Genomic DNA, 18826 nt, shown 5'->3' with positions numbered 1-18826 from the left:
CGCGCATGGATTCGCGGCGGGAGCGCAAGAAGCAGCAGACCAGGCGGCTGATCTCGGAGGCCGCGCTGAAGCTGTTCGCCGAGCAGGGCTACGAGCAGACCACCGTCGCGCAGATCGCCGCGGCCGCGGACGTGGCGACCAAGACGTTCTTCAACCACTTCCCGTCCAAAGAGGACGTGTTCTTCACCGACAACATCCACTACGGCAGCAAGATCCCGATCGAGGTGATCGCCACCCGCGGCCCGGACGAGACCATTCCGGACCTGCTGGCCAGGGCCTACGAGGCCGCGATCGGCACGTACCTGTCCGACGGGCCGGGCCTGGACGACCCGGACATGGTGGCGGCGTACATGTCGTTGATCAGGTCGGTGCCCGCGCTGCAGGCCAAGGCACTGCACAAGGCGCACGAGGTCCAGCGCGAGGTGGCCACCGCACTGCTCGCGGCCTACCCGGACGAGCTGGACCCGATCAGTGCCGCCGCGCTCGTCGGTTCCGTGGCCGGCGCCGCCCAGGCCGCGTCGCTGGCGGCGCTGGAACGCGGCGAGGGCCAGGAGAAGATGTGGGAGGCGATGCGACGCGCGATCGACATCGCCTTGCACGGCCTACCGAAGAGCTGAGTTGCGGCGCAGGATCGACACCGCCCAGACAGTCCGGTACCCGCGCCACTCCAGCTCCGCGGCGGGCGAGTAGTTGTGGAAGTCGACCGTCCAGCCGCCGTCTTCCTTTTGCTCGCCGGCCATGCGTTCCAGCTCGGCCGCGATCAGTTCGGGCTTGTACAGCCGCCGCGACGGGCGGTCGGGCAACGGCGAGAAGTCCAGCGGCCGCAGGGTTTCCCCTTCCTTGCCGCCGGCGACCGGCACCAGACCGTCGTCCGGGATGAACTGGCCCAGCTTGTCCAGCAACCCCTGTGCCTCGGAGTACATCGGGTGGGCCGCGTCGAGCATCTGGATGGCGAAGCACATCTCGATCGCGAAGGGCCGCTCGGTGATCGCGTCGATCGCCCGGAAGCAGTAGTCGACCGCCTTGCGCAGCCACGGATGCTCAGCAACGGCCGGATCATGTTCAGCGACGCGCAGGGCGACAGCCGTGACGAACGCCGTGCTCTGCAACGCAGCTTGGCTGGGGTCGACCTGCAACCAGAAGGGAGCACACCCAGCGGGATCGGCGACGGGCAGCGCGAACGGGACTCCGCCGTCCGGCAAGGAGATCCTCTCCAGCCAGTCGCAGAGTTCCACGGCTCGCGGGGTTGCGGTGCCGACCTCGGCGAACACCTCCATGGCGTGCAAGGCACCACCGGGCTGGCTTTCCGGCGCGCGCAGATCCGGCTCCAGACCCCAGCCGTACCCGCCGTCCGGGTTGCGATAGCCGTCGACCGCCGCGAGAACAGCGTTCGCATCGGTCGTACCCATCAGCAGCTCGAAGCGACGACGATCCAGCACCCGGGCATGGGTGGCCATGAAGGACGCGGCCTTGGCGATATCTGCAGTCATGTCCTCACCATCACATGCCCGTCTTGAACGAATCGGACCATGGGCCGTCCGGCGCCAACGTACGCAGCACGTGCACGATATCGACGGGTTCGATCCGCTCGGTCGTGCGGAGCAAGTCCGGCCATGTCCACCACCGGCTGCCGACGAGAGTCTCCACCTCGGTCTCGGTCAGCACGGGCGTGGTGGTGGCCTGATCAGCGGAGATGCGAGCGACGAAGAACTGCTCGACGTTGCGGAACCGCTTCCCGCGCCACAGCTGGTCTCGGCGCACCGGGATGCTCTGCGGCCCGATCCGTACGCCGAGAAAGCCTGTTTCCTCAAGCAGCTCACGGCGAGCGGCCTCGATGTAGCTCTCCCCTGGCTCGACGCCACCTCCGGTGGGTTCCCACAAGTAGGCCCCATTGACCGGGTCACGCCAGTGCAGCAACAGCAACCGGTCCTCGGGGTCGAGGCACAGCACCCGCACAGCTTCGCGATCGAGGACCTCCGGCGATGTCCGGTCGGTCAGGTCGCGGTCCAGCCAGTCATCGACGGCCTTCTTCAGATCCGCGGCCGACGTGAAGGCATGCCCCGTCATGCCGAGCCGCTGCGCCGCTTCGGTGTTCGCAGGCGTGTCGTCGACCACCATGCACCGCTCGGCCGGAACACCGGCGAGCCTTGCCACAGCGGCGAAAACACGCTCGTCCGGCTTGGTCACACCGAGGTCCGCCGACGCGACAGCGTGATCGAACCGGTCGACGATGCCGAGCGCGGCCAGGTCTCGGTGCAGACGGTCGGTCGCGTTGCTGATCAGGCAAATCGTCGTGTGTGGACGGACCGCGTCGACGATCGCCATGACCTCATCGTCGATGTACCCGATTTCCCCGAAGCATTCGGCGACGGCGGTGGCCACATCCGCGTCCGGGTACCGGGCTTGGAGCGTGCTCGCGATCCGGCTTTCCCATTCCTTTTGTGAAATGGCACCTGTGACGGCGGGCGTCAGCAACTCCGGCTCGAACGCGGTCGCCAGCAGAGAGCCTTCAGGCAGTCCAGCGTCACGCTCGCAGCGGACGGCGACGTCCGGGGCGCGGTGGCGTAGCACGCCGTCGAAATCGATCAACAACGCTCGAGTGATGGACACGATCCCCCTCAACAGTTGCGCGCGACAGGCGGCGCGTCCTTTCGAACTCGCCCTGGCACCATCCTAGGCCGACATGGCCTTCGGACTTGGGCGTGAACGTCGACCCAAGCCTGTCCCGGCAAGCGCGTGTTCATCCGTACCCACCGACAGTCCATTGTGGACTAAATACGACAAGATACAAAGTGCCTGAAAAAGCAAGTGTTTTGCTAAAGCAAAGACCTATGTGCGTGTAGTTTCCGAAGTTCGCTAGCGTCGGTGCCGATCCAACGAACCGAAGGATTTCCCTTGAGAATTCTGGTAACCGGCGCAACGGGCACGGTCGGCAGGCACGTCACAGACCAGCTCCTCACGGCGGGTGCGGAGGTCCGCGCTCTGACCAGGAACCCGGAAACCGCCGCACTCCCAAGCACCGTCGAACTCCACCGAGGCGACCTCGACTCCCCCACTGCGGAGATGTTCGAGGGCGTCGACAGGATGTACCTGCTCGCCATCGGCGAGCCGACCCTCGTCACCGACCTGGCCAAACAGGCTGGCGTGCAACGGATCGTGACGTTGACGTCAGCCGCGGAAGACGAGACCTACCAAGCGACCGAGCGAGCCGTCGAGAACTCGGGCCTGGAATGGACACACGTCCGGCCCGGCATGTTCGCGGCCAATCTCCTCGACTGGGCCGAGGACATCAAAACCACCAAGGTGGTCAAGGAGCCCTACCCCAACGCCCGGCAAACCCCGATCCACGAGCAGGACATCGCCGCCGTGGCCGCGACGGCGCTGCTCTTCGACGGCCACAATGGACAGACCTACACCCTTTCCGGCCCGGAGTCGCTGACCAAGAAGGAACAAGCCGAAGCCATCGGGGACGCCATCGGCCTGCAGATCGGCTTCCAGGAGCTGACTGCCGACGAGTGGCGGGCGACGTCCGGCGTGCCCGACTTCGTCGCGGACTGGCTGCTCGACATCTGGCACCAGGCCACCGAGAACCCAGAACCCGTGCTGTCGACGGTCGAAGACGTCCTCGGCCGGCCGGCGCGCACCGTCAGGGAATGGGCAGCAGACCACGTGGGGGACTTCCGATGACCATCCTCATCACCGGCGGGACCGGCAACATCGGCCGTTGTGTGGCGAAGCTCCTGGCCGACCACCACCCGCGCGTCATGACGCGTAAGCCGACAAGCAAGCTCGACGTGTACGGCGACTTCGAACGTCCGGACACCTGGGCCGACGTCCTCAAAGGAGTCACAAGCGTCTACCTCTTCCCCTTCGCCGACGCCAAATTCGTGAGCGCCGCACACGAGGCGGGTGTCCGGAGGTTCGTGGTGCACTCCGCCGCAGCCGCCGCGTTCGCCATCACGGACGACGGCACGGCCCTCGCCGAGCACCTCATTGACGAACGGGATGGCCATCGAGCTGTCGAAGCGATGGTCGAGGCCACCGGTGCCGAATGGACGCACCTCCGCCCCGGCTTGCTCGCGGCCAACGCGCTGGCCTGGGCGGATCAGATCCGGGCAACGGGAGTCGTCAAGGAGCCGTACCCGGACACGGGCTATCCGTGGGTTCACGAGGCCGACGTGGCCGAACTGGCCGTCGAGGCACTGCTCACCGACGAGCACGTCAGCGCCGCGTACACGCTCACCGGCCCGGCCAACGTCTCGCAGATCGACCAGGTCAGGGCGATCAGCGCGGCCATCGGCAGGGAGATCCGGTTCGAGGAGCTCTCGCCCGACCAGATCTCGCCCGAGGAGTACCCGCCATGGCTGCTCGAGCTGCTGGCCGGCACCGACGTGCTCAAGCCGACCGATACTTTCGAGCGGCTCACCGGCCGCGAGCCACGCACATTCGCTCAGTGGGCGCTCGATCACGCGGCCGATTTCCGCTGATGGCACGAACTCGTCACGAGGGGCCCGAATTCACCGTGCCCCGTATCGTGGAGCCATGATCGAGCTGCTTCGTTCCAATGATCCCGTTCTGATGTCGTTCGCCGCTTCCGTGCTCAAGGACGCGGGAATCAACCACAGCCTCACCGACGGCCACATGAGTGTGATCGACGGGTCGATCGGCGCGCTCCAGCAGCGAATCCTCGTCGAGGACGACCAGCGGGACGAAGCTGAGCGGCTGCTGACCGAAGCGGGCGTGCAGCTCACGTCGTAGCGCCTGCGGCGTGACGGCTATCGGTGGTGAGCGTCGCGGACACGGCGGTCGTGGCTGCCGTCTGCAGGATGAGGCAGCCACGACAACGCCGACTGCTCGCTGTCGAAGACATCCAGGACCTGGTCCAGCCCGGCGACCGTGAGCACGCGCTGAGCGAGGGACCCGCCGTGGGCGACGCGCAGCGCCTGTTTGCGGCGACGTGCCTCTTCGTTGGCCTGCAGCAGCACGTGCAGCGCCGCAGAGCCGAGGAACGTCACCTTGGACAGGTTCACGAGCACCACCGGCGTTGGCAACTCCAGCGCGTGCGCCAGCGCCTCGGCGAAGTCTTCTTCGCTCGCCAGGTCGATCTCACCGGCGACGTGCAGGACGACGACGTCGGTGTCTTGCTCGACGTGCCAGTTGAGCAGGCCGTTCTCCGACACCGCTGAGGTCCCTTCATAGGGGTGTTGCCTCGGATGACCTCAACAGTAGTCCCTCGGACACCGCCGTGTCAGTCATCCTCCGGTTACAGCGGACTACTGCGTGTCACCACCGGGCGGCGCCCACCCTCCGGCCCTGTCCCATGTAGACAGTCCATGGCCGCCGCCCGTCGGGCTCACTGCTGTCCGAGCAGGGTGAGCATCTGCTGGATCTGGCCGCTGCGGGACTTCACGATCCGGTCGGCCAGTTCCTTCACCGGCTGGCTGGCCCCCTCCTTGACCTCACGCTGGGCCATTTCCACCGCGGCACCCTGGTGCCCGGTGAACAGGTTGAGGAACTTGCTTTCGAACTCGGCGCCGGACGAACGGGCCAGCTCGGCGATCACCTCGGGGTTGGTTGCGGGCAGTCCACCGTGGTTGACGTGCACGTCCGCGTTCGGGTCGACCGTCGTCGGCTTGCCCCACTGCTGCAGCCACCCGGTCATGTTCTTGGCTTCGTCGGCCTGGGTCAGCTCGATGGCGCTGACCAAGTCCTTGATCTCCGGCCTGCCCGCGTTCGTGGCGGCCAGCCGCACCATCTGCATGCCCTGCTCGTGGTGCGGGATCATCATCTGCAAGAACATCACGTCGACGTCGTTGAAGTCGCCCGTGGACGCTGATTTCGTGCCGGCATCGACGGGCGCCTGCGCGGGCGGCACGGCCGGGGACGCGGAACCCGGATCGGACGAGCTGCACGCGGCGCCAGCCATCAGGGTCACTGTGGCGGCGATGGCTAGGTAGAAGCGCTTCACTTGAGAGGTTCTCCTGATCAGGGGCCCGCGCCCGGGCTACGGAGCGCGGGCCGCCAAAGGGACTACGGGGTCAGAGCTTCTTCCACAGCGCAGGCGTGGCAGGCGGTTCCCAGCCCGGCAACGACGTGTGGCGCTGGATGATGCGATACCGCGCACCTTGGAACGTGACCTCGGCACCCGCCAGGTAAGCGGTGTTCGGCTTCCACTCGGCACCATTCGCTGGCGGCGCCTGGGTGCTGGTGGTCGGCTTCGTCGGCTGGGTCGTCGGCTGGCTGGTGGTCGGCTTCGGCGTGGTCGGCTGCGTCGTTGGCGGAGTCGTTGGTGGGGTCGTTGGTGGGGTCGTGCCACCACCGCCACCGATCTGAAGGTCGACGCACGAGTAGAAGGCGTTCGGCGTGTCGGCGATGTTCCACACTGCCAACAACTTCTGCCTGCCGGTCGCGCCACCGAGGTCGACCGAGTGCGTGACGGTCGGCGCGGGCTGCCTGCCCGCGCCGGCGATGTCGGCGATCTTGCGGCCGTTGAGGTAGTACTCATAGTTCGTGGTGGCGTGCCGCGCGGTGAAGGTCCACGTGAAGTTGACCGAACCACCGACGGACGAGGCGCGCCACGGCTTGCTGTCGTCGTCGAGTTCGGCGAACCGGCCGACGCCACCGCTGCAGCTGGTCAGCCCTTTGGGGCCTTCGACGCTCTGCGGCTCGAACTTGATGTCACCGCAGGACACGGTGCCTGCCGCGCACTGGGCCTGCCTGCTGCCCGGGGACGAGACATAGCCGTGCGCACTGGCCTGCCCGAACGGCACGACGACGAGCAAAGCGGGGGCGAGTCCGGCCGCGGCCGCGGTCACGGACAATTTGCGTTTCAGGGACATGGAAAAACACCTCGCAGAGCAGCGAACATGTGGTACTGACGGCGGCAGCTCGCGCCGTGCTGCCCCTGAACCAAGATCGAATGATTGGTCTAGACCATATAAACCGTTGCGGTACCCGTCAAGCGGCGGCACGTGCCGTCCACTGTGGTCACCTCCGGGTTGACAGTTCTTGCCTTATCGATGAGTACGAGGCATAAGCGCAGACGGTTCAGCTATGCGCGCACCGAATATCGCGATCAACGACCAGCGGCCGACCTGGCGGTTCGCCGCGATGAAATGGTTTACACCAGTCAAGACCCACTGCGCGCCAACGGGTTGGCGGCACTTGGTTCAAGTCCCGATCCCAGCAAGGCCGCCACCGCGAGTGTGCTCCCGGCCACAACCACGGGCACCACACCTCCCGAGTGGACGGCCGGAATTCTGGGTAAATCTGTTATGGACTGTGCCGGAGAATGGGATTGATGCTGTCGTCGGATCATAATCCTGAATACATGGGGAATTGTCCGGAATCAGGTCGAGCAACGTATTGCTCCATCCGTCGGCTTTTCTTATGCGGCGACGGGGCTACCCTGCGTGCAGGGCCCGCTACCGGAATGGTTTGCATTCGAAAGGTGCCTCATGATCAGTACGTTGCTTGCCCTTGTTGTGGCGTTATCCGTCAATGCGCCGACGGTGACGGCCGCGGACGATGTCCCGGTCGGGCGGGTCACCGTGGATGTCGTGACCGCCAACGGCTCCGGCTGCCCGGCCGGGACCACCGAGGTGGCGGTCGCCGACGACAATTCCGAGTTCATCCTCATCCACCGCAGTTACGTCGCCAGGGTCGGTGTCGGCGCGGACCCGACCGACATCAGGAAGAATTGCCAGCTCAGCCTGGATGTCCGGGTTCCGGGCGGATTCACGTTCGGCATCGTGCGCGCGGACTACTCCGGCCGGATCAACCTCGCCGCGGGCGCACAGGCGTGGCAGAGCGCGAACTACTACTTCCAAGGCAATTCGAGCACAGCGCGGCGTGTGCACCAGTTCAACGGCCCGATGCGCGACGAGTGGGCCACCACGGACATGACCGATCCCGGCTCGGTCGTGTTCGCGCCGTGCGGTGACCACCGCTACCTCAACATCAACACCGCGCTGCGGGTGAGCGCGGGAACGTCCAACCCCCAGGTCACATCGAGCTGGATCTCGATGGACTCGCCCGACCGCAATCCCAACAACCGCTACCGGTTCATCTGGAAGCGCTGCTGAGCGGACCTCCAGCAGGGGCCGCCGTCCGCCCTCGCACGGCGGCCCGTCCGCATCAGTATGATGATTGGGCCACAATGGCTTGGGTATCCCAGTGTCGACATTTTCCTTGGCAGACACTGGGAGGACCGTTGTCTCAAACAGCCAGTCCGCAACCGGTTACCGGCGCCCGGGTGTGCGCCATCATTTCCTTCGTCCTGTCCGCTATCGCGATACTCTTCCTTCCCATCGTGTTCGGACTCGCGGCGATCGCACTCGCCATCGTCGCTTACGCGACAGGTGACAAAGTGCTTGGTAAATGGGCCATACCGGTCTCGGTGGTGGCGACCGTACTGGGGTTCGTGCTCGGGTATCTCGCCGTGAGCTGACCCGCCCAGTAGCAGGAAAACCCCCTTCCTTTGCCGGGAAGGGGGTTTCGCACGTGAGGGAAGACCATCAGTCCTAAGGCAAGCTTGTCATGTCGGGAGCCGATGAAGCGGGTCTACGCTTGATCGTTACTGGCCCCGCCGCCTGCTGCCCGGCCAGCTCACCCGCCTTGCGAAAGGTCTCCCGATGCGAAGATGCCGGCCTGTGGCGCTGGTCGGAGCGATTCTCGTCGTTTTCCCGCTGACAGCCACAATAGCACCTGCCCAAGAAGGATGCTCGACGATCGCCATCCGCACCCTGGATGGCAGTTGCAACAACCTGACCAACCCGGTCTGGGGGCGTACCAACACTCCCTACACCAGGGTGGCGCCGGCGAACTACGCCGACGGGATCGCACGTCCCGTCGGCGGGCCGGAACCACGCGCCGTCAGCAACCGGGTTTTCAGCGACGTGGCGCAGAATCTGTTCTCCGAAAGCAGAGTCACCCAATGGGGATTCGCATGGGGACAGTTCATGGACCACACTTTCGGCCTGCGTCAGGAAGCGGGCGGGGAGAACGCGCCGATCCGGTTCAACGGCAACGATCCGCTCGAGCAGTTCACCAACGACCTCGGCTCCATTGGCTTCGTGCGCACCCCGGCTGCGCCCGGAACCGGAGCGGGCACTGTAGTCCGCCAGCAGATCAACACGGTCTCCAGCTACATCGACGGGTTCTCGGTCTACAGTGGAACGTCGCAGCGGCTCGAGTGGCTACGGGAAGGCCCAGTCGACGGCACCATGGCCAACAACGGTGTCAGGCTCCTGCTGGACAACGGTTTGCTGCCACGTCGTGACGCACGCGGCAACATCAGCACCGCACCGCCGATGGACGCGGCCGGGCACCTGCGGCCCAACCCTGGGCGTGCGATGGTCGCCGGTGACGTCCGAGCGAACGAGAACTGGGGACTGACCGCGACGCACACACTGTTCGCGTTGGAGCACAACAGGATCGTCAACCGGCTGCCCAACACGTTGTCGCAGCAGGAGAAGTTCGAGATCGCCCGCCGGGTGGTCGGCGCGGAGCAGCAGTACATCACGTACAACGAGTTCCTGCCGGCTGTGGGCGTCACGCTGTCGCCCTACCGCGGCTACAACCGCAACGTGAACTCCGCACTGTCCAATGAGTTCGCGGTGGTCGGTTATCGCGCGCACAGCATGATCCACGGTGAACTCGAACCGATTGCCCCGGCGGATCAGTACACCGAGCAGCAGCTCGCCGAGTTCGAGGCGGCGGGGATCGAGGTTGAGCACGAAGGTGACGAGATCGCCCTCGTCGTTCCGCTGAACATCGCGTTCTTCAACCCGGACCTGATGGCAGAAGTCGGCATCGGCCCGGTGCTCAAGGGCCTTGGCGGCGAAGCGCAGTACAAGAACGACGAGCAGATCGACAACCAGCTGCGCAGTGTGCTGTTCCAGATCCCGGTGCCCGGCAACCCGGACTGCCTTGACGGGCCCGAACTGCCCAAGTGCTTCCGTGGCGTCAGCGACCTCGGCGCGATCGACATCGCCCGGGGCCGTGACCACGGGCTGCCGCTGTACAACGATCTGCGGCGGGCATACGGCCTGGCGCCCAAGACCAGCTTCACCGCGATCACGGGCGAATCGACCAGCCAGTTCCCGCGTGACCCGGAAATCGACCCGGCCAACCCGAACAACGACCCGGACATCATGGACTTCACCAGGCTGTCCGACATCCGCGGCCGCGACATCCTGCTGGGCAGCCCGGCGGCCGACAGCCATGGCGTCTCAGGCGTCCGGCGCAGCACGCTGGCCGCGAGGCTGAGTGCGACGCACGGCGGAAACGTGAACACGCTCGACGCGTTCACCGGGATGATCGCTGAACGCCATGTGCCGGGCAAGGAATTCGGCGAGCTGCAACACGCCATCTGGCGCAAGCAGTTCGAGGCGCTGAGGGACGGCGACCGGTTCTTCTACCTGAACGACCCGGTCTTGGGCGAGATCGAGCGCCGGTACGGCATCACCTACCGGCAGACGCTCGGCCAGATCATCCGTACCAACACCGGTGTGCAGACACAGGACAACGTGTTCCTGACCGATCCGACGCCGGACTGGGCCGTGGGCATCGCGTACGCCATCGGCGACACCGTCACCGTGGAAAATGTGGCCTACCGCTGCCGTCAGGCTCACAGGTCCCAAGAGGACTGGGCACCGCCTACCACACTCGCGCTGTGGCAGCCTGTTTAGTGTCGTGTGGCCCCGCTCCCTTTCGCCTTGCTGGGAGATCAAATTGTTCCTGGTGGTGACGCCGGGACGCCTGGAATACTGGTTGTCTTTCGGCGTTCCGGTCGGTGCCGCCAGGGACGATTTGAGCCCCAGCAAGGCCAAGGGAGCGGGGCCACGCGGCACTTAGCCTACTAGTCCTCTCCTGAATGCGTACGTGACCGCTTGGGCGCGGTCACGTACGCCTATTTTGGCGAAGAGGTTGTTGATGTGGGTCTTCACGGTCGCCTCGGTGATCACCAGCTGGCCGGCGATCTCGGTGTTCGAGCGGCCTTCCGCGATCAGCCGCAGCACGTCGGCTTCCCGTGGCGTCAGGCCGTCCGGCAGGCCTTCGGTGGACACCGCCCTGCTGGTGACGGTCTCGGCGAGGCGGCGTTGGATGGCCGGGTCGAACTGGGCCTCGCCCCGCTGGACCGCGGCGATGGCTTCCGCGATCTCGCCCGCCCGGGCGTCTTTCGTCAGATATCCCCGCGCCCCGGCCCTGAGCGCGGCGAACACCGATTCGTCGTCGGAATACGTGGTGAGCACGACAACCTGGGTGTCCGGATGCTCAGCACGAACGCGTTTCGTCGCCTCGACACCATCCATTTTGGGCATGCGGAGGTCCATCAGCACCACATCCGGCCGTTCGGTGGCAACCAGCCGAAGCGCTTCCTCCCCACCGGCCGCGGCACCGACGACCTGGATGTCCGGCAACAGCTGCAACAGCAGCACAAGGCCTTCCCGCACGACTGTTTGATCGTCCACAACGATCACGCGGGTCATGCGGGCACCCGCAACCGCACCCGGAAGCCGTCATCGACAGGCCCCGCGTCGAGTGTGCCGCCGATCAGTTCGGCTCGTTCCCGCATTCCCACCAACCCGTAACCGTTCCCTGTGGACTCGACCGGCTTACCGCCAGTGTCCCGGACTTCGAGTTCGCACCACTCCTCCGCGCACCGCAAGTCCATCATGACTTGCGCTTCGGGCGCGTGCTTGTGCGCGTTCGTCAACGCTTCCTGTGCGGTACGAACCACGGCCAGCCAAGCCTCCGGAGCGAGCTGTCCGGCGTCACCGGTTACCGAGACCTCGCATGACCGGCCAGTGGTGGACCGGAACTGCTTTGCCAACTCCTCCAATTGCTCCACGAGCGGCGTCTGGTCGCCGCGCAGTGCCGTGACGGCTCGTTTGGAGTCCTCAAGACCGGACCGCGCGAGATCTCCCGCCCGGATGACCCGGTCGAGGATGACGTCACGGTCTCCGCCTTGCTCCAGCAGCAACCGGGCGCCTTCCAGGTGGACGACCTGTGCGGACAAGGAATGCGCGAGGATGTCGTGGATCTCGCGGGCGAGCCGTTGCCGCTCGCCCAGTACCGCGGTCTTGGCCTGCGCCTCGGCAACGGCTTTCGATTCCCGGCGGGTGACCGCGAGCTGGTTCAGGATCGCGGCGAGGAAACCGGCCCAGCCAAGGGCGAAGCCGATGCCGATGATGGCGTTCTCCTCCAGGTCGATGGCCAAGGATGTCCTGAGGAAACCCACGGTGGTCGCGGTGGTCAGGATGATCGCGGGCCAGAGCCGCGCCCGGAACGGCGCGAGCCAGACCGCGAGGAACATCAGGCTGGTGCCGAGGTACGGCGTGTGGAAATGCAGATACAGACCGAGTGCCGCGGCGGCGGCCAGCCACCAGATGGCGTTCTTCTCATAGCGGTATGCGATGTAACAGAACCCTGTGGCAACGCAGTAGAGCGCTGCATCGAGGACGGCTCCCGGCCAGCCGTGCAGTTCGACTGCGTGAACCAGGGACGTGACCGCTGTCCAGCCCATGTACGCCACGACCACGGCCCACACCGCGTACCGCCATCTACCCACGCCGGTCACCGTACCTGCGATCCCAGGCTGGGTCCTCCACCTCGGGTTGGAGCCGTCTCCACCTGCGCAAGACCCAGCCCTGGGCCCATGCCCCGCAGTGCGCCCGAGCGGCAGGCTCACTGGCGTGATAGCAGTCGAAAAGCTGAGCAAGAGGTTCGGCGACGTCCACGCGGTGGACGACTTGTCGTTCACGGTCCGGCCGGGTTCGGTCACCGGGTTCCTCGGGCCGAACGGTGCGGGCAAGACCACCACGTTACGAATGCTCCTTGGCCTGGTCAGCCCGTCCTCGGGCACGGCGACCATCGACGGCAAGCGGTACGTGGACCTGGAGACGCCGATCAAATCGGTGGGTGCCGTGCTGGAGTCGACCGCGTTCCACCCCGGCCACACCGCGCGCGTCCATCTCCGGGTCCTGTGCACCGCAGCGGGCATTTCGCCGAACCGGGTGGACGAAGTGCTTGAACTGGTGGATCTGCGATCGGCCGGGACTCGCCGGATCGGCGGTTTCTCGCTGGGGATGCGCCAGCGGCTGGCCGTCGCCAGTGCGCTACTGGGCGATCCAGCCGTGCTTATCCTCGACGAACCTGCCAACGGCCTTGATCCCGAAGGAATCCATTGGCTACGCGGGTTCCTGCGCGCGCTCGCCGTTGACGGCCGGACAGTCTTGGTGTCAAGCCACGTCCTCACCGAGATGGCCAAGACCATCGACGACGTGATCGTCATCAACCACGGCAAGCTGGTCGCCACGGGTCCGTTGAGCGAGTTCGGCAGCCTGGAGGACACCTACCTCGAGCTGGTGAGGTCATGATCAACCTGGTCAGGGCGGAACTCCAGCGGCTGACCCGGTCGACATGGCTGCTGGCCGCGATCTCCGTGGTGGCCTGCATCGGCTGGGCGATCGTGCAGGTGGTCGTGTTCATGACCCCGGAAACCGCGAACGAGCGCTCGGTCAACGCCGCTTACAGCATGGCGCAACAGGGCTACATGTTCGTGATGATCATCGGCATCATCGTGGTGACCAGTGAGTACCGGCACCGCACGATCACGTGGGCGCTGCTCGTCACTCCCCGCCGCGGGCATGTGATCACGGCGAAACTGTTGGCCAGCAGTCTGATCGGCTTCGTCCTCGGCGTGGCGGCCGCCGCGGTGACGACCCCGGCCGTGGCTATCCTGCTGTCGGGCTACGAGTATCCAGTGTGGACACCGGATGTGCCGGGAGTCCTGCTGGGGTCGATCGTGAGCGTCGCACTCTGGTGCCTGCTCGGAGCCGCTGTGGGTGCGTTGATCCGCAATATGGTCGCCGCGATCACGATCGCGTTCGTGTGGGTCTTCTACATCGAGTGGGCACTGGTGATGATGGTCCCGGATGTCGGCCGCTGGACGCCGACCGGTGTCGCGAAAGCCGTCAGCGGGTGGACACGGGATGGCTTGTCGTCGTTCGCGACCGGGGACCTGTTGCCGGTGTGGGCAGGCGGTTTGCTCATGATCGGCTACGCCGTCACCGCGGCCGTCGCGGCCAGACTGATCAGCGTGCGGCGGGACGTGACATAAGAAGACGGGGCCCGCGGGGCCCGCGGGCCCCGTCTCATGTCGACGCGAGGAAAGTGGAGAAACTAAATCCATGAATGTGAGAAGGAAGCTCCTCCATGGCCTCGCTTCCGCGAGCCTGCCTCACGCTGGGATCAGCTGGTTGAGCCGTTCCCTGGTGAACACCTCGGAGCCGTCCGGCAGGCCTTCCGGCCGGTCGAGTCCCACGAACACGACCGGCTCGGTCAGCCGCAGACCCGGCTCCCACATGGTCACCGATCCTGCCTTGGCCGACAGCATGTCGACCAGGTACGACATCGTCAGGTAGTCGCGCTCGACCAGGCCACGCGCGATCATGCTGGTGCTGACCTGGTTACCCTCAACCACGTTGAAGTTCACGCCCCCACTCAGGTAGAGGTGCGTCCAGTTCGCGGTCCACGCACCCTTGTCGTCCCGGGCGAACATGATCGGCAACGCGACTCGGCCGGAGCCACGCATGTCCGAACGCGTCCGCACGGTCCGCGCTTCGAACGGGGCGCCTTGCTGCCCGCGGTCCCGGGTCATCCAGCCGAACATCGACTCCGCGACCTCGTCGAACCCCTCCCCTGCGTAGATGTTCACCTGCGGCACGATGTACGCGGCGGTCACCGTGTCCAGCGTGATGTCGATGAACTCCGTCGCGCCGTGGTTCGACTCGGTGATGTCACCGGAGTAGACCGCGCCGTCGGTACTGTAGTTCGTCCACGACACATGCCCTGCGTACTGGAAGTCCTTATCCAGCAACAGGACCGACAAGTCGTAGTCGGTACGACGCTTACTCTCACGCCAGTACACGAAGAACCGCAACACATCGCCGTCCACCGGAGTCCGGGTACCGCGCGGCAGCACGGCGAAACCGTCTTCCGTCGCCTTGCCCGTCAGCGGCAACGCCACGTCGAGCACGGCCGGATCGACCACGAGCCGCTCGTACACAGGCATGCGGTTGAGCAACTCGATGTCAAGCGTCGTGTTCATACGATCGATCACCTTGCGCGACAACGGCTTCCTGCTGTCCGAAGTCACCCACGCACGACGTCCACGAGTCGTGAACACGCGTGCAGCATCTGGCGTGCGACGGTTGCCCAGGTGCTCACGCAACGAGCACAGCACCCGCCCTGACGTCGACTCGAACGCCTTCGTAGCCGCGTCAGCCACAACTTCGACGTCGTCCGGCTCGGCCGCACGCAGCAACCGATCCAGCGACCGGACCAGCAGACCCGGCGCGTTGGCCAGGACCGACACCGCCTTCGTGACCCCTTCCGTCATGAACGCCAGCTCCGCACGACCCGCCAGCGTCCGGACCTTCCGCTCGCCACGGGCAACCGCGAACATGTCCTGCGCCTGCGGGAACTGCGGGTACTCGTGCGGGTGCAGGAACTCACCCAGCCGCTTCCACGGCCCGATGTACTGCGCCACATCACCGAGCTTGCCACTGTTGCCAGCGATGACCGCGTCCAACGCCGCGAGCAACACACGACGCTCACGCCGCTTGAAGCTGCGGAACTTGGTGCGCTCCTGCAGTGTCACATCGCCGCCGCTCGCCTGGCAGGCCACACGCAGTACGTCGGTGACCGTGTCCACGAACACCAACGGCAGGCCGGCTTCCAACCGGACAGCGTTGATGACAGCGCGGTTCTCCCTGACCGCAACGGCGTCCGGCAGTACAGCGGACTCCGCTGCCAAGTCCTTGAGCAGCACGAGATCCGCCTCGCCGAGCGGCGTCACACTGCTCGCGAGGTCCAGGTAGAGCCGGTTGACCTCGTCCGGGAGCGTGCCGCCCAGGTGCAGGACAGTCACGCGGTCCTTCACCGACGGGATCAGCTCGTCGTGCGCGGCCAGCAGTTCCTCGTACGTGTGCTGGTAGCGGCCGTAGCGCGGCAGCTTCAGCAGGTCGACCCAGCCCTCGGTCAGCACTTCGAGCAGGTCGCGGTCGCCAGGGAACCACTTGCGGCGCGTCGGCGTGAACGCCTCACGCAGGCACTTCACCCAGAACTCGACCGTGTCCGGGACACCGTCCGGGAACTTGATGAAGTACGAGTTGTGCGGAACGTGGTCGCCGAGCAGTTCGCGTACCGCACCGATCACCTCGACCGCGAGGTCCATCGCCGCGCCGGGCTCCAGCTCGGAGACGTGGCCGAGCAGCTCACCGCTCGCCTTGAAACCGACGCCCGTCAGCGCGGCATCCATCTGCCGCGCCACCCGTGCGCCGTCGCCCGGCTGGCCCGCACTTCGCGGCACCCGCAAAGTCTTGCGGATGAGGACCTTCACGTCGGTCATGGTGATTCCTCTGACGATGGTGAACTTCTGCGGAGGGCGCGCGATTCGAACGCGCGCCGGGTGTTACCCCGGACCACGGCTTAGCAGGCCGGTGCCTTACCAGACTCGGCCAGCCCTCCACTGTGGAACGTACCCCTGGCAGGACTTGAACCTGCACGCCCTAGCGGGCCCGCGAGTTTGAGTCGCGTGCGTCTGCCATTTCCGCCACAGGGGCCTTTTGTGCGTACAACGCTGCCCGTCAAGGGATCGAACCTCGGTCTCCGGAGTCAGAGTCCGGCATCCATGCCAGCTGGACCAACGGGCAAAAAGAAAAGAGAACGGCCGGCGGGAATTGAACCCGCTTCTCCAGGGTGGAAGCCTGGCGCGTTAGCCGATTACGCCACGACCGCATGTTTTATTCGTCCCCGCATAGCAAAAGCCGCCCTGATCGGTGCTCCGATGGGCGGCTCTCGCGACGTGACAAGTTAGGTCATGTCACTACGGAGAGCCGGGCACGACTTTTCCGCCGCAGACCTCGCAAGCAGGGCGAAGGCAGCTGGGCGGAGTATCCCCGCTGTCGCATGTTCGCCATCGCTGCTCTCCTTGCTCGGTGTGTAGCTGAATCATGCCGGGCTCGCAAACTCCGGTCAACCCATATTTACCGTGACGAGCCAGCCGGGGTGATCTGTCGTTCCGGACATGTCTATCTTCGTACCGCTGACGAATGCGAGATCGGCACTGGCGAAGATATGTTGCACGCTGCCGTCACCCTTGCGGTAGAAGCCGCTGGGATTGCAGTCCTGTACGTTCGGCGAGCCTTGATAACGCAGGTTCATGTCCCCGGCGACCACAGTCGGCCGGGTGTAGCCGACCGCCTTGACCATCAGTTCCTTGCACTGCGCCAACGCCGTCGACCCGCTACGCGCGGACAGATGCGTCGTGCATGCGCTGATCCGCCCACCGGGTAGGCAAGCCCATACGCGCTGCTCGGTGCTGGTGTCCTGCGCGCTGTACTTGCCTGTCGCCGTGGTTGAACCGGCCAGCGATTCGGTGACCATGACAATGTTTCCGTAGTGCTGCCCGTTCGTGCACAACACCGGCGATCCGTCGGGTCTTTGTGCGGCAACGAATGCGACCCGCGCCGCGCCCATCGCCTGCCGGAGTGGTTCGACGTCACCGGAACAGGATTCGTTGACCGACAAGACTTGCGGCTTGGTCGACGTGATCACAGAGACCGCTTTGGACACCGCTCTGCCCGTGTAGCACCCGGCCACACCGCTGTTGCAGATGTTGAGCTGAAGAACTTTGACCTGTGTCGCCGCTGCCGCCGCAGGTGCCATTCCCACCAGAGCGAGTGCGACTGCCAGAACAACCCGGACCTTCATGGTCACCTCCCAGTGAGGTGAGACAAACAGACCCGCGTGCGGACGCGCAAGGGCTCGCCACCCTCCCCCTGCGTGGCGAGCCCGAAGTCTTGAGGCGAGGAAAGCGAAGGAACTACGTGGATTCGATTTAGAGTCGAGTGAGTAGGAAGTTCCCTCATGGCCTCGCGGTACGAGGAGAGCGACCGGACTAGCTCCAAGCGCCTCGCGGCACTCTTGGTCCCGTAGCAGGAAGTCCGGTCATTGCCTCGCAGGGATCAGGTTACGGCCTCGCCGGCCGTGAGCTCAACGGATTTAAACGGCCCCACACAGCGGACGTTCGGCGAGGCACGCCCGCCGAAGAACACCGTCGGCGCAACACCCATGATCGCGCGGAACTCGGCTGTCATGTGTGAGTGGTCGTAGAAGCCGGCTTCCTGTGCGAGTTCGGACAAAGGCCTGGTCGCGCCGTGCTCGATGACAGCCCGGACCCTGGCGATCCGTGCGAACCGCTTGGGCGGCATGCCAACACCGTCGACGAAGACGTTGCGCAGGTGCCGTTCGCTGACGTGCAGGCGTTTCGCGCTCGTCTTGATGTCACTTGTGGACAGCATGTCCATCGCCCGCATGACCAGGTCACCATCGGCGTCCCGGTCCGGCAAGCCTGCGACCAGGGCTTCGACGAACGTGCCTGGGTCGTCGACGAGATCGGCCATCTGCCCGGCTGAGTGCCACACGTCGCTCAACGGGACGACCTCGTCAACGAGGTCACGCATGGAACGTCCGAACAGCGCCTTCCCTGTACCAGGCCGCAGGCGGACCTGCAGACACGACGGCCCTGGAGCGCCCCGGTAGTAGAGCGCCCGCGTCCGCGGCCCCCTCACCATCAGCTGCGGCTTCTCCCCTGGCGCGAAACGCACGGTCAACGTCGTGGAATGGTCAGGCTTGTGCACGACAACCGCGTCGGCCGTGGCCTCGGACATGATGATGTCGGAGATCCAGCCGCGGAGGTCGGGTGCCACCTCGAGCGCACGTTCCTTCAGCACTCCACAACTGTGCCGGAACTTCA

18 protein-coding genes, 4 tRNA genes and 1 pseudogene are annotated in these 18826 nt (G+C 65.5%); 9 read left to right on the top strand and 14 right to left on the bottom strand.

The window, feature by feature from the left end; translation table 11 throughout:
• Window positions 1-5: 5 nt before the first annotated feature.
• Window positions 6-617 (top strand): TetR/AcrR family transcriptional regulator, encoded by a 612-nt coding sequence (locus B9C43_RS03565; RefSeq protein WP_084424563.1) that lies wholly within the window; start codon window positions 6-8, stop codon window positions 615-617.
• On the opposite strand, the gene B9C43_RS03560 is transcribed toward B9C43_RS03565, so the two are convergent.
• Window positions 603-1490 carry a hypothetical protein gene (locus tag B9C43_RS03560; RefSeq protein WP_084424561.1) on the bottom strand — a complete coding sequence of 296 codons (888 nt, stop codon included), beginning with the start codon at window positions 1488-1490 and terminating at the stop codon, window positions 603-605. The genes B9C43_RS03565 and B9C43_RS03560 overlap by 15 nt on opposite strands.
• Before the next feature lie 10 nt (window positions 1491-1500).
• Entirely contained in the window at window positions 1501-2610 is a 1110-nt protein-coding gene (locus tag B9C43_RS03555) for an HAD-IA family hydrolase (protein WP_084424559.1), read from the bottom strand.
• A gap of 285 nt (window positions 2611-2895) precedes the next feature.
• Between B9C43_RS03555 and B9C43_RS03550 the strand changes: the two genes are divergently transcribed.
• Genes B9C43_RS03550 through B9C43_RS03540 form a run of 3 tightly spaced genes read left to right on the top strand, consistent with a single transcriptional unit; the run spans window position 2896 to window position 4758 of the window.
• Window positions 2896-3687, top strand: coding sequence for an NAD(P)H-binding protein (locus tag B9C43_RS03550; protein WP_084424557.1), 792 nt, complete (start codon window positions 2896-2898; stop codon window positions 3685-3687).
• Window positions 3684-4487 carry an NAD(P)H-binding protein gene (locus B9C43_RS03545; protein WP_200825411.1) on the top strand — a complete coding sequence of 268 codons (804 nt, stop codon included), beginning with the start codon at window positions 3684-3686 and terminating at the stop codon, window positions 4485-4487. Before B9C43_RS03550 ends, B9C43_RS03545 begins: the two co-directional genes overlap by 4 nt.
• Window positions 4488-4542: 55 nt before the next feature.
• Complete coding sequence (locus tag B9C43_RS03540; protein ID WP_033391321.1) at window positions 4543-4758, top strand: putative signal transducing protein; 216 nt, start codon at window positions 4543-4545, stop codon at window positions 4756-4758.
• 17 nt (window positions 4759-4775) lie between these two features.
• Here B9C43_RS03540 and B9C43_RS03535 read toward each other — a convergent pair whose 3' ends face one another.
• The 3 genes from B9C43_RS03535 to B9C43_RS03525 form a co-directional block, all read right to left on the bottom strand.
• Window positions 4776-5180 (bottom strand): STAS domain-containing protein, encoded by a 405-nt coding sequence (locus B9C43_RS03535; protein WP_084424555.1) that lies wholly within the window; start codon window positions 5178-5180, stop codon window positions 4776-4778.
• Between the two features lie 173 nt (window positions 5181-5353).
• Complete coding sequence (locus B9C43_RS03530; RefSeq protein ID WP_084424553.1) at window positions 5354-5968, bottom strand: DUF305 domain-containing protein; 615 nt, start codon at window positions 5966-5968, stop codon at window positions 5354-5356.
• 70 nt (window positions 5969-6038) lie between these two features.
• Complete coding sequence (locus tag B9C43_RS03525; protein ID WP_084424552.1) at window positions 6039-6839, bottom strand: lytic polysaccharide monooxygenase; 801 nt, start codon at window positions 6837-6839, stop codon at window positions 6039-6041.
• A 618-nt stretch (window positions 6840-7457) separates the two neighbouring features.
• On the opposite strand from B9C43_RS03525, the gene B9C43_RS03520 reads away from it, so the two are divergent.
• The 3 genes from B9C43_RS03520 to B9C43_RS03510 all read left to right on the top strand — a co-directional run bounded on the left by B9C43_RS03520 (window position 7458) and on the right by B9C43_RS03510 (window position 10691).
• Window positions 7458-8084: a DUF4360 domain-containing protein gene (locus B9C43_RS03520; protein ID WP_033391315.1), complete on the top strand. Its 627-nt coding sequence runs from the start codon at window positions 7458-7460 to the stop codon at window positions 8082-8084.
• Between the two features lie 227 nt (window positions 8085-8311).
• Window positions 8312-8449, top strand: coding sequence for a hypothetical protein (locus tag B9C43_RS56580; RefSeq protein ID WP_160096295.1), 138 nt, complete (start codon window positions 8312-8314; stop codon window positions 8447-8449).
• A 202-nt stretch (window positions 8450-8651) separates the two neighbouring features.
• The gene (locus B9C43_RS03510) at window positions 8652-10691 is read left to right on the top strand and encodes a peroxidase family protein (protein WP_160096293.1); all 2040 of its coding nucleotides are present in this window, start codon (window positions 8652-8654) and stop codon (window positions 10689-10691) included.
• A gap of 162 nt (window positions 10692-10853) precedes the next feature.
• Here B9C43_RS03510 and B9C43_RS03505 read toward each other — a convergent pair whose 3' ends face one another.
• Together B9C43_RS03505 and B9C43_RS03500 are read right to left on the bottom strand one after the other, a co-directional pair.
• Window positions 10854-11492, bottom strand: a complete 639-nt coding sequence (locus B9C43_RS03505; protein WP_033392332.1) for a response regulator — start codon at window positions 11490-11492, stop codon at window positions 10854-10856.
• Window positions 11489-12574 (bottom strand): sensor histidine kinase, encoded by a 1086-nt coding sequence (locus B9C43_RS03500; protein WP_143446088.1) that lies wholly within the window; start codon window positions 12572-12574, stop codon window positions 11489-11491. Before B9C43_RS03500 ends, B9C43_RS03505 begins: the two co-directional genes overlap by 4 nt.
• Before the next feature lie 97 nt (window positions 12575-12671).
• Here B9C43_RS03500 and B9C43_RS03495 point away from each other — a divergent pair.
• Window positions 12672-13337: pseudogene (locus tag B9C43_RS03495) on the top strand (ABC transporter ATP-binding protein); the annotation flags it as partial.
• Between the two features lie 41 nt (window positions 13338-13378).
• On the top strand, window positions 13379-14125 hold the full coding sequence (locus B9C43_RS03490) for an ABC transporter permease subunit (protein WP_084424542.1): 747 nt from the start codon (window positions 13379-13381) through the stop codon (window positions 14123-14125).
• A gap of 120 nt (window positions 14126-14245) precedes the next feature.
• Here the strand turns inward: B9C43_RS03490 and B9C43_RS03485 are convergent, their stop codons facing one another.
• The 7 genes from B9C43_RS03485 to B9C43_RS03455 all read right to left on the bottom strand — a co-directional run bounded on the left by B9C43_RS03485 (window position 14246) and on the right by B9C43_RS03455 (window position 18803).
• On the bottom strand, window positions 14246-16417 hold the full coding sequence (locus B9C43_RS03485; RefSeq protein ID WP_084424540.1) for a TerD family protein: 2172 nt from the start codon (window positions 16415-16417) through the stop codon (window positions 14246-14248).
• A gap of 30 nt (window positions 16418-16447) precedes the next feature.
• Window positions 16448-16536 (bottom strand) — tRNA-Ser (locus B9C43_RS03480).
• 11 nt (window positions 16537-16547) lie between these two features.
• Window positions 16548-16631, bottom strand: a tRNA-Leu gene (locus B9C43_RS03475).
• A 17-nt stretch (window positions 16632-16648) separates the two neighbouring features.
• Window positions 16649-16721 (bottom strand) — tRNA-Gln (locus B9C43_RS03470).
• A gap of 12 nt (window positions 16722-16733) precedes the next feature.
• Window positions 16734-16806 (bottom strand) — tRNA-Gly (locus B9C43_RS03465).
• A gap of 237 nt (window positions 16807-17043) precedes the next feature.
• Window positions 17044-17781 (bottom strand): endonuclease/exonuclease/phosphatase family protein, encoded by a 738-nt coding sequence (locus B9C43_RS03460; protein ID WP_084424538.1) that lies wholly within the window; start codon window positions 17779-17781, stop codon window positions 17044-17046.
• A gap of 254 nt (window positions 17782-18035) precedes the next feature.
• Window positions 18036-18803 carry a helix-turn-helix domain-containing protein gene (locus B9C43_RS03455; protein WP_160096291.1) on the bottom strand — a complete coding sequence of 256 codons (768 nt, stop codon included), beginning with the start codon at window positions 18801-18803 and terminating at the stop codon, window positions 18036-18038.
• Between the last annotated feature and the right edge of the window lie 23 nt (window positions 18804-18826).

The organism is Kibdelosporangium aridum (genome assembly GCF_900176515.1).
GTDB lineage: Bacteria > Actinomycetota > Actinomycetes > Mycobacteriales > Pseudonocardiaceae > Kibdelosporangium > Kibdelosporangium aridum.
Note: the sequence above shows the minus strand (reverse complement) of the source record. Positions and strands in the feature narration are given on the sequence as shown.

Coding starts and splice junctions, on each gene's coding strand:
- B9C43_RS03460 (WP_084424538.1), bottom strand. CDS start 17,781: ATGAAGGTCCGGGTTGTTCTGGCAGTCGCACTCGCTCTGGTGGGAATG.
- B9C43_RS03520 (WP_033391315.1), top strand. CDS start 7,458: ATGATCAGTACGTTGCTTGCCCTTGTTGTGGCGTTATCCGTCAATGCG.
- B9C43_RS03485 (WP_084424540.1), bottom strand. CDS start 16,417: ATGACCGACGTGAAGGTCCTCATCCGCAAGACTTTGCGGGTGCCGCGA.
- B9C43_RS03525 (WP_084424552.1), bottom strand. CDS start 6,839: ATGTCCCTGAAACGCAAATTGTCCGTGACCGCGGCCGCGGCCGGACTC.
- B9C43_RS03505 (WP_033392332.1), bottom strand. CDS start 11,492: ATGACCCGCGTGATCGTTGTGGACGATCAAACAGTCGTGCGGGAAGGC.
- B9C43_RS03490 (WP_084424542.1), top strand. CDS start 13,379: ATGATCAACCTGGTCAGGGCGGAACTCCAGCGGCTGACCCGGTCGACA.
- B9C43_RS03540 (WP_033391321.1), top strand. CDS start 4,543: ATGATCGAGCTGCTTCGTTCCAATGATCCCGTTCTGATGTCGTTCGCC.
- B9C43_RS03565 (WP_084424563.1), top strand. CDS start 6: ATGGATTCGCGGCGGGAGCGCAAGAAGCAGCAGACCAGGCGGCTGATC.
- B9C43_RS03545 (WP_200825411.1), top strand. CDS start 3,684: ATGACCATCCTCATCACCGGCGGGACCGGCAACATCGGCCGTTGTGTG.
- B9C43_RS03560 (WP_084424561.1), bottom strand. CDS start 1,490: ATGACTGCAGATATCGCCAAGGCCGCGTCCTTCATGGCCACCCATGCC.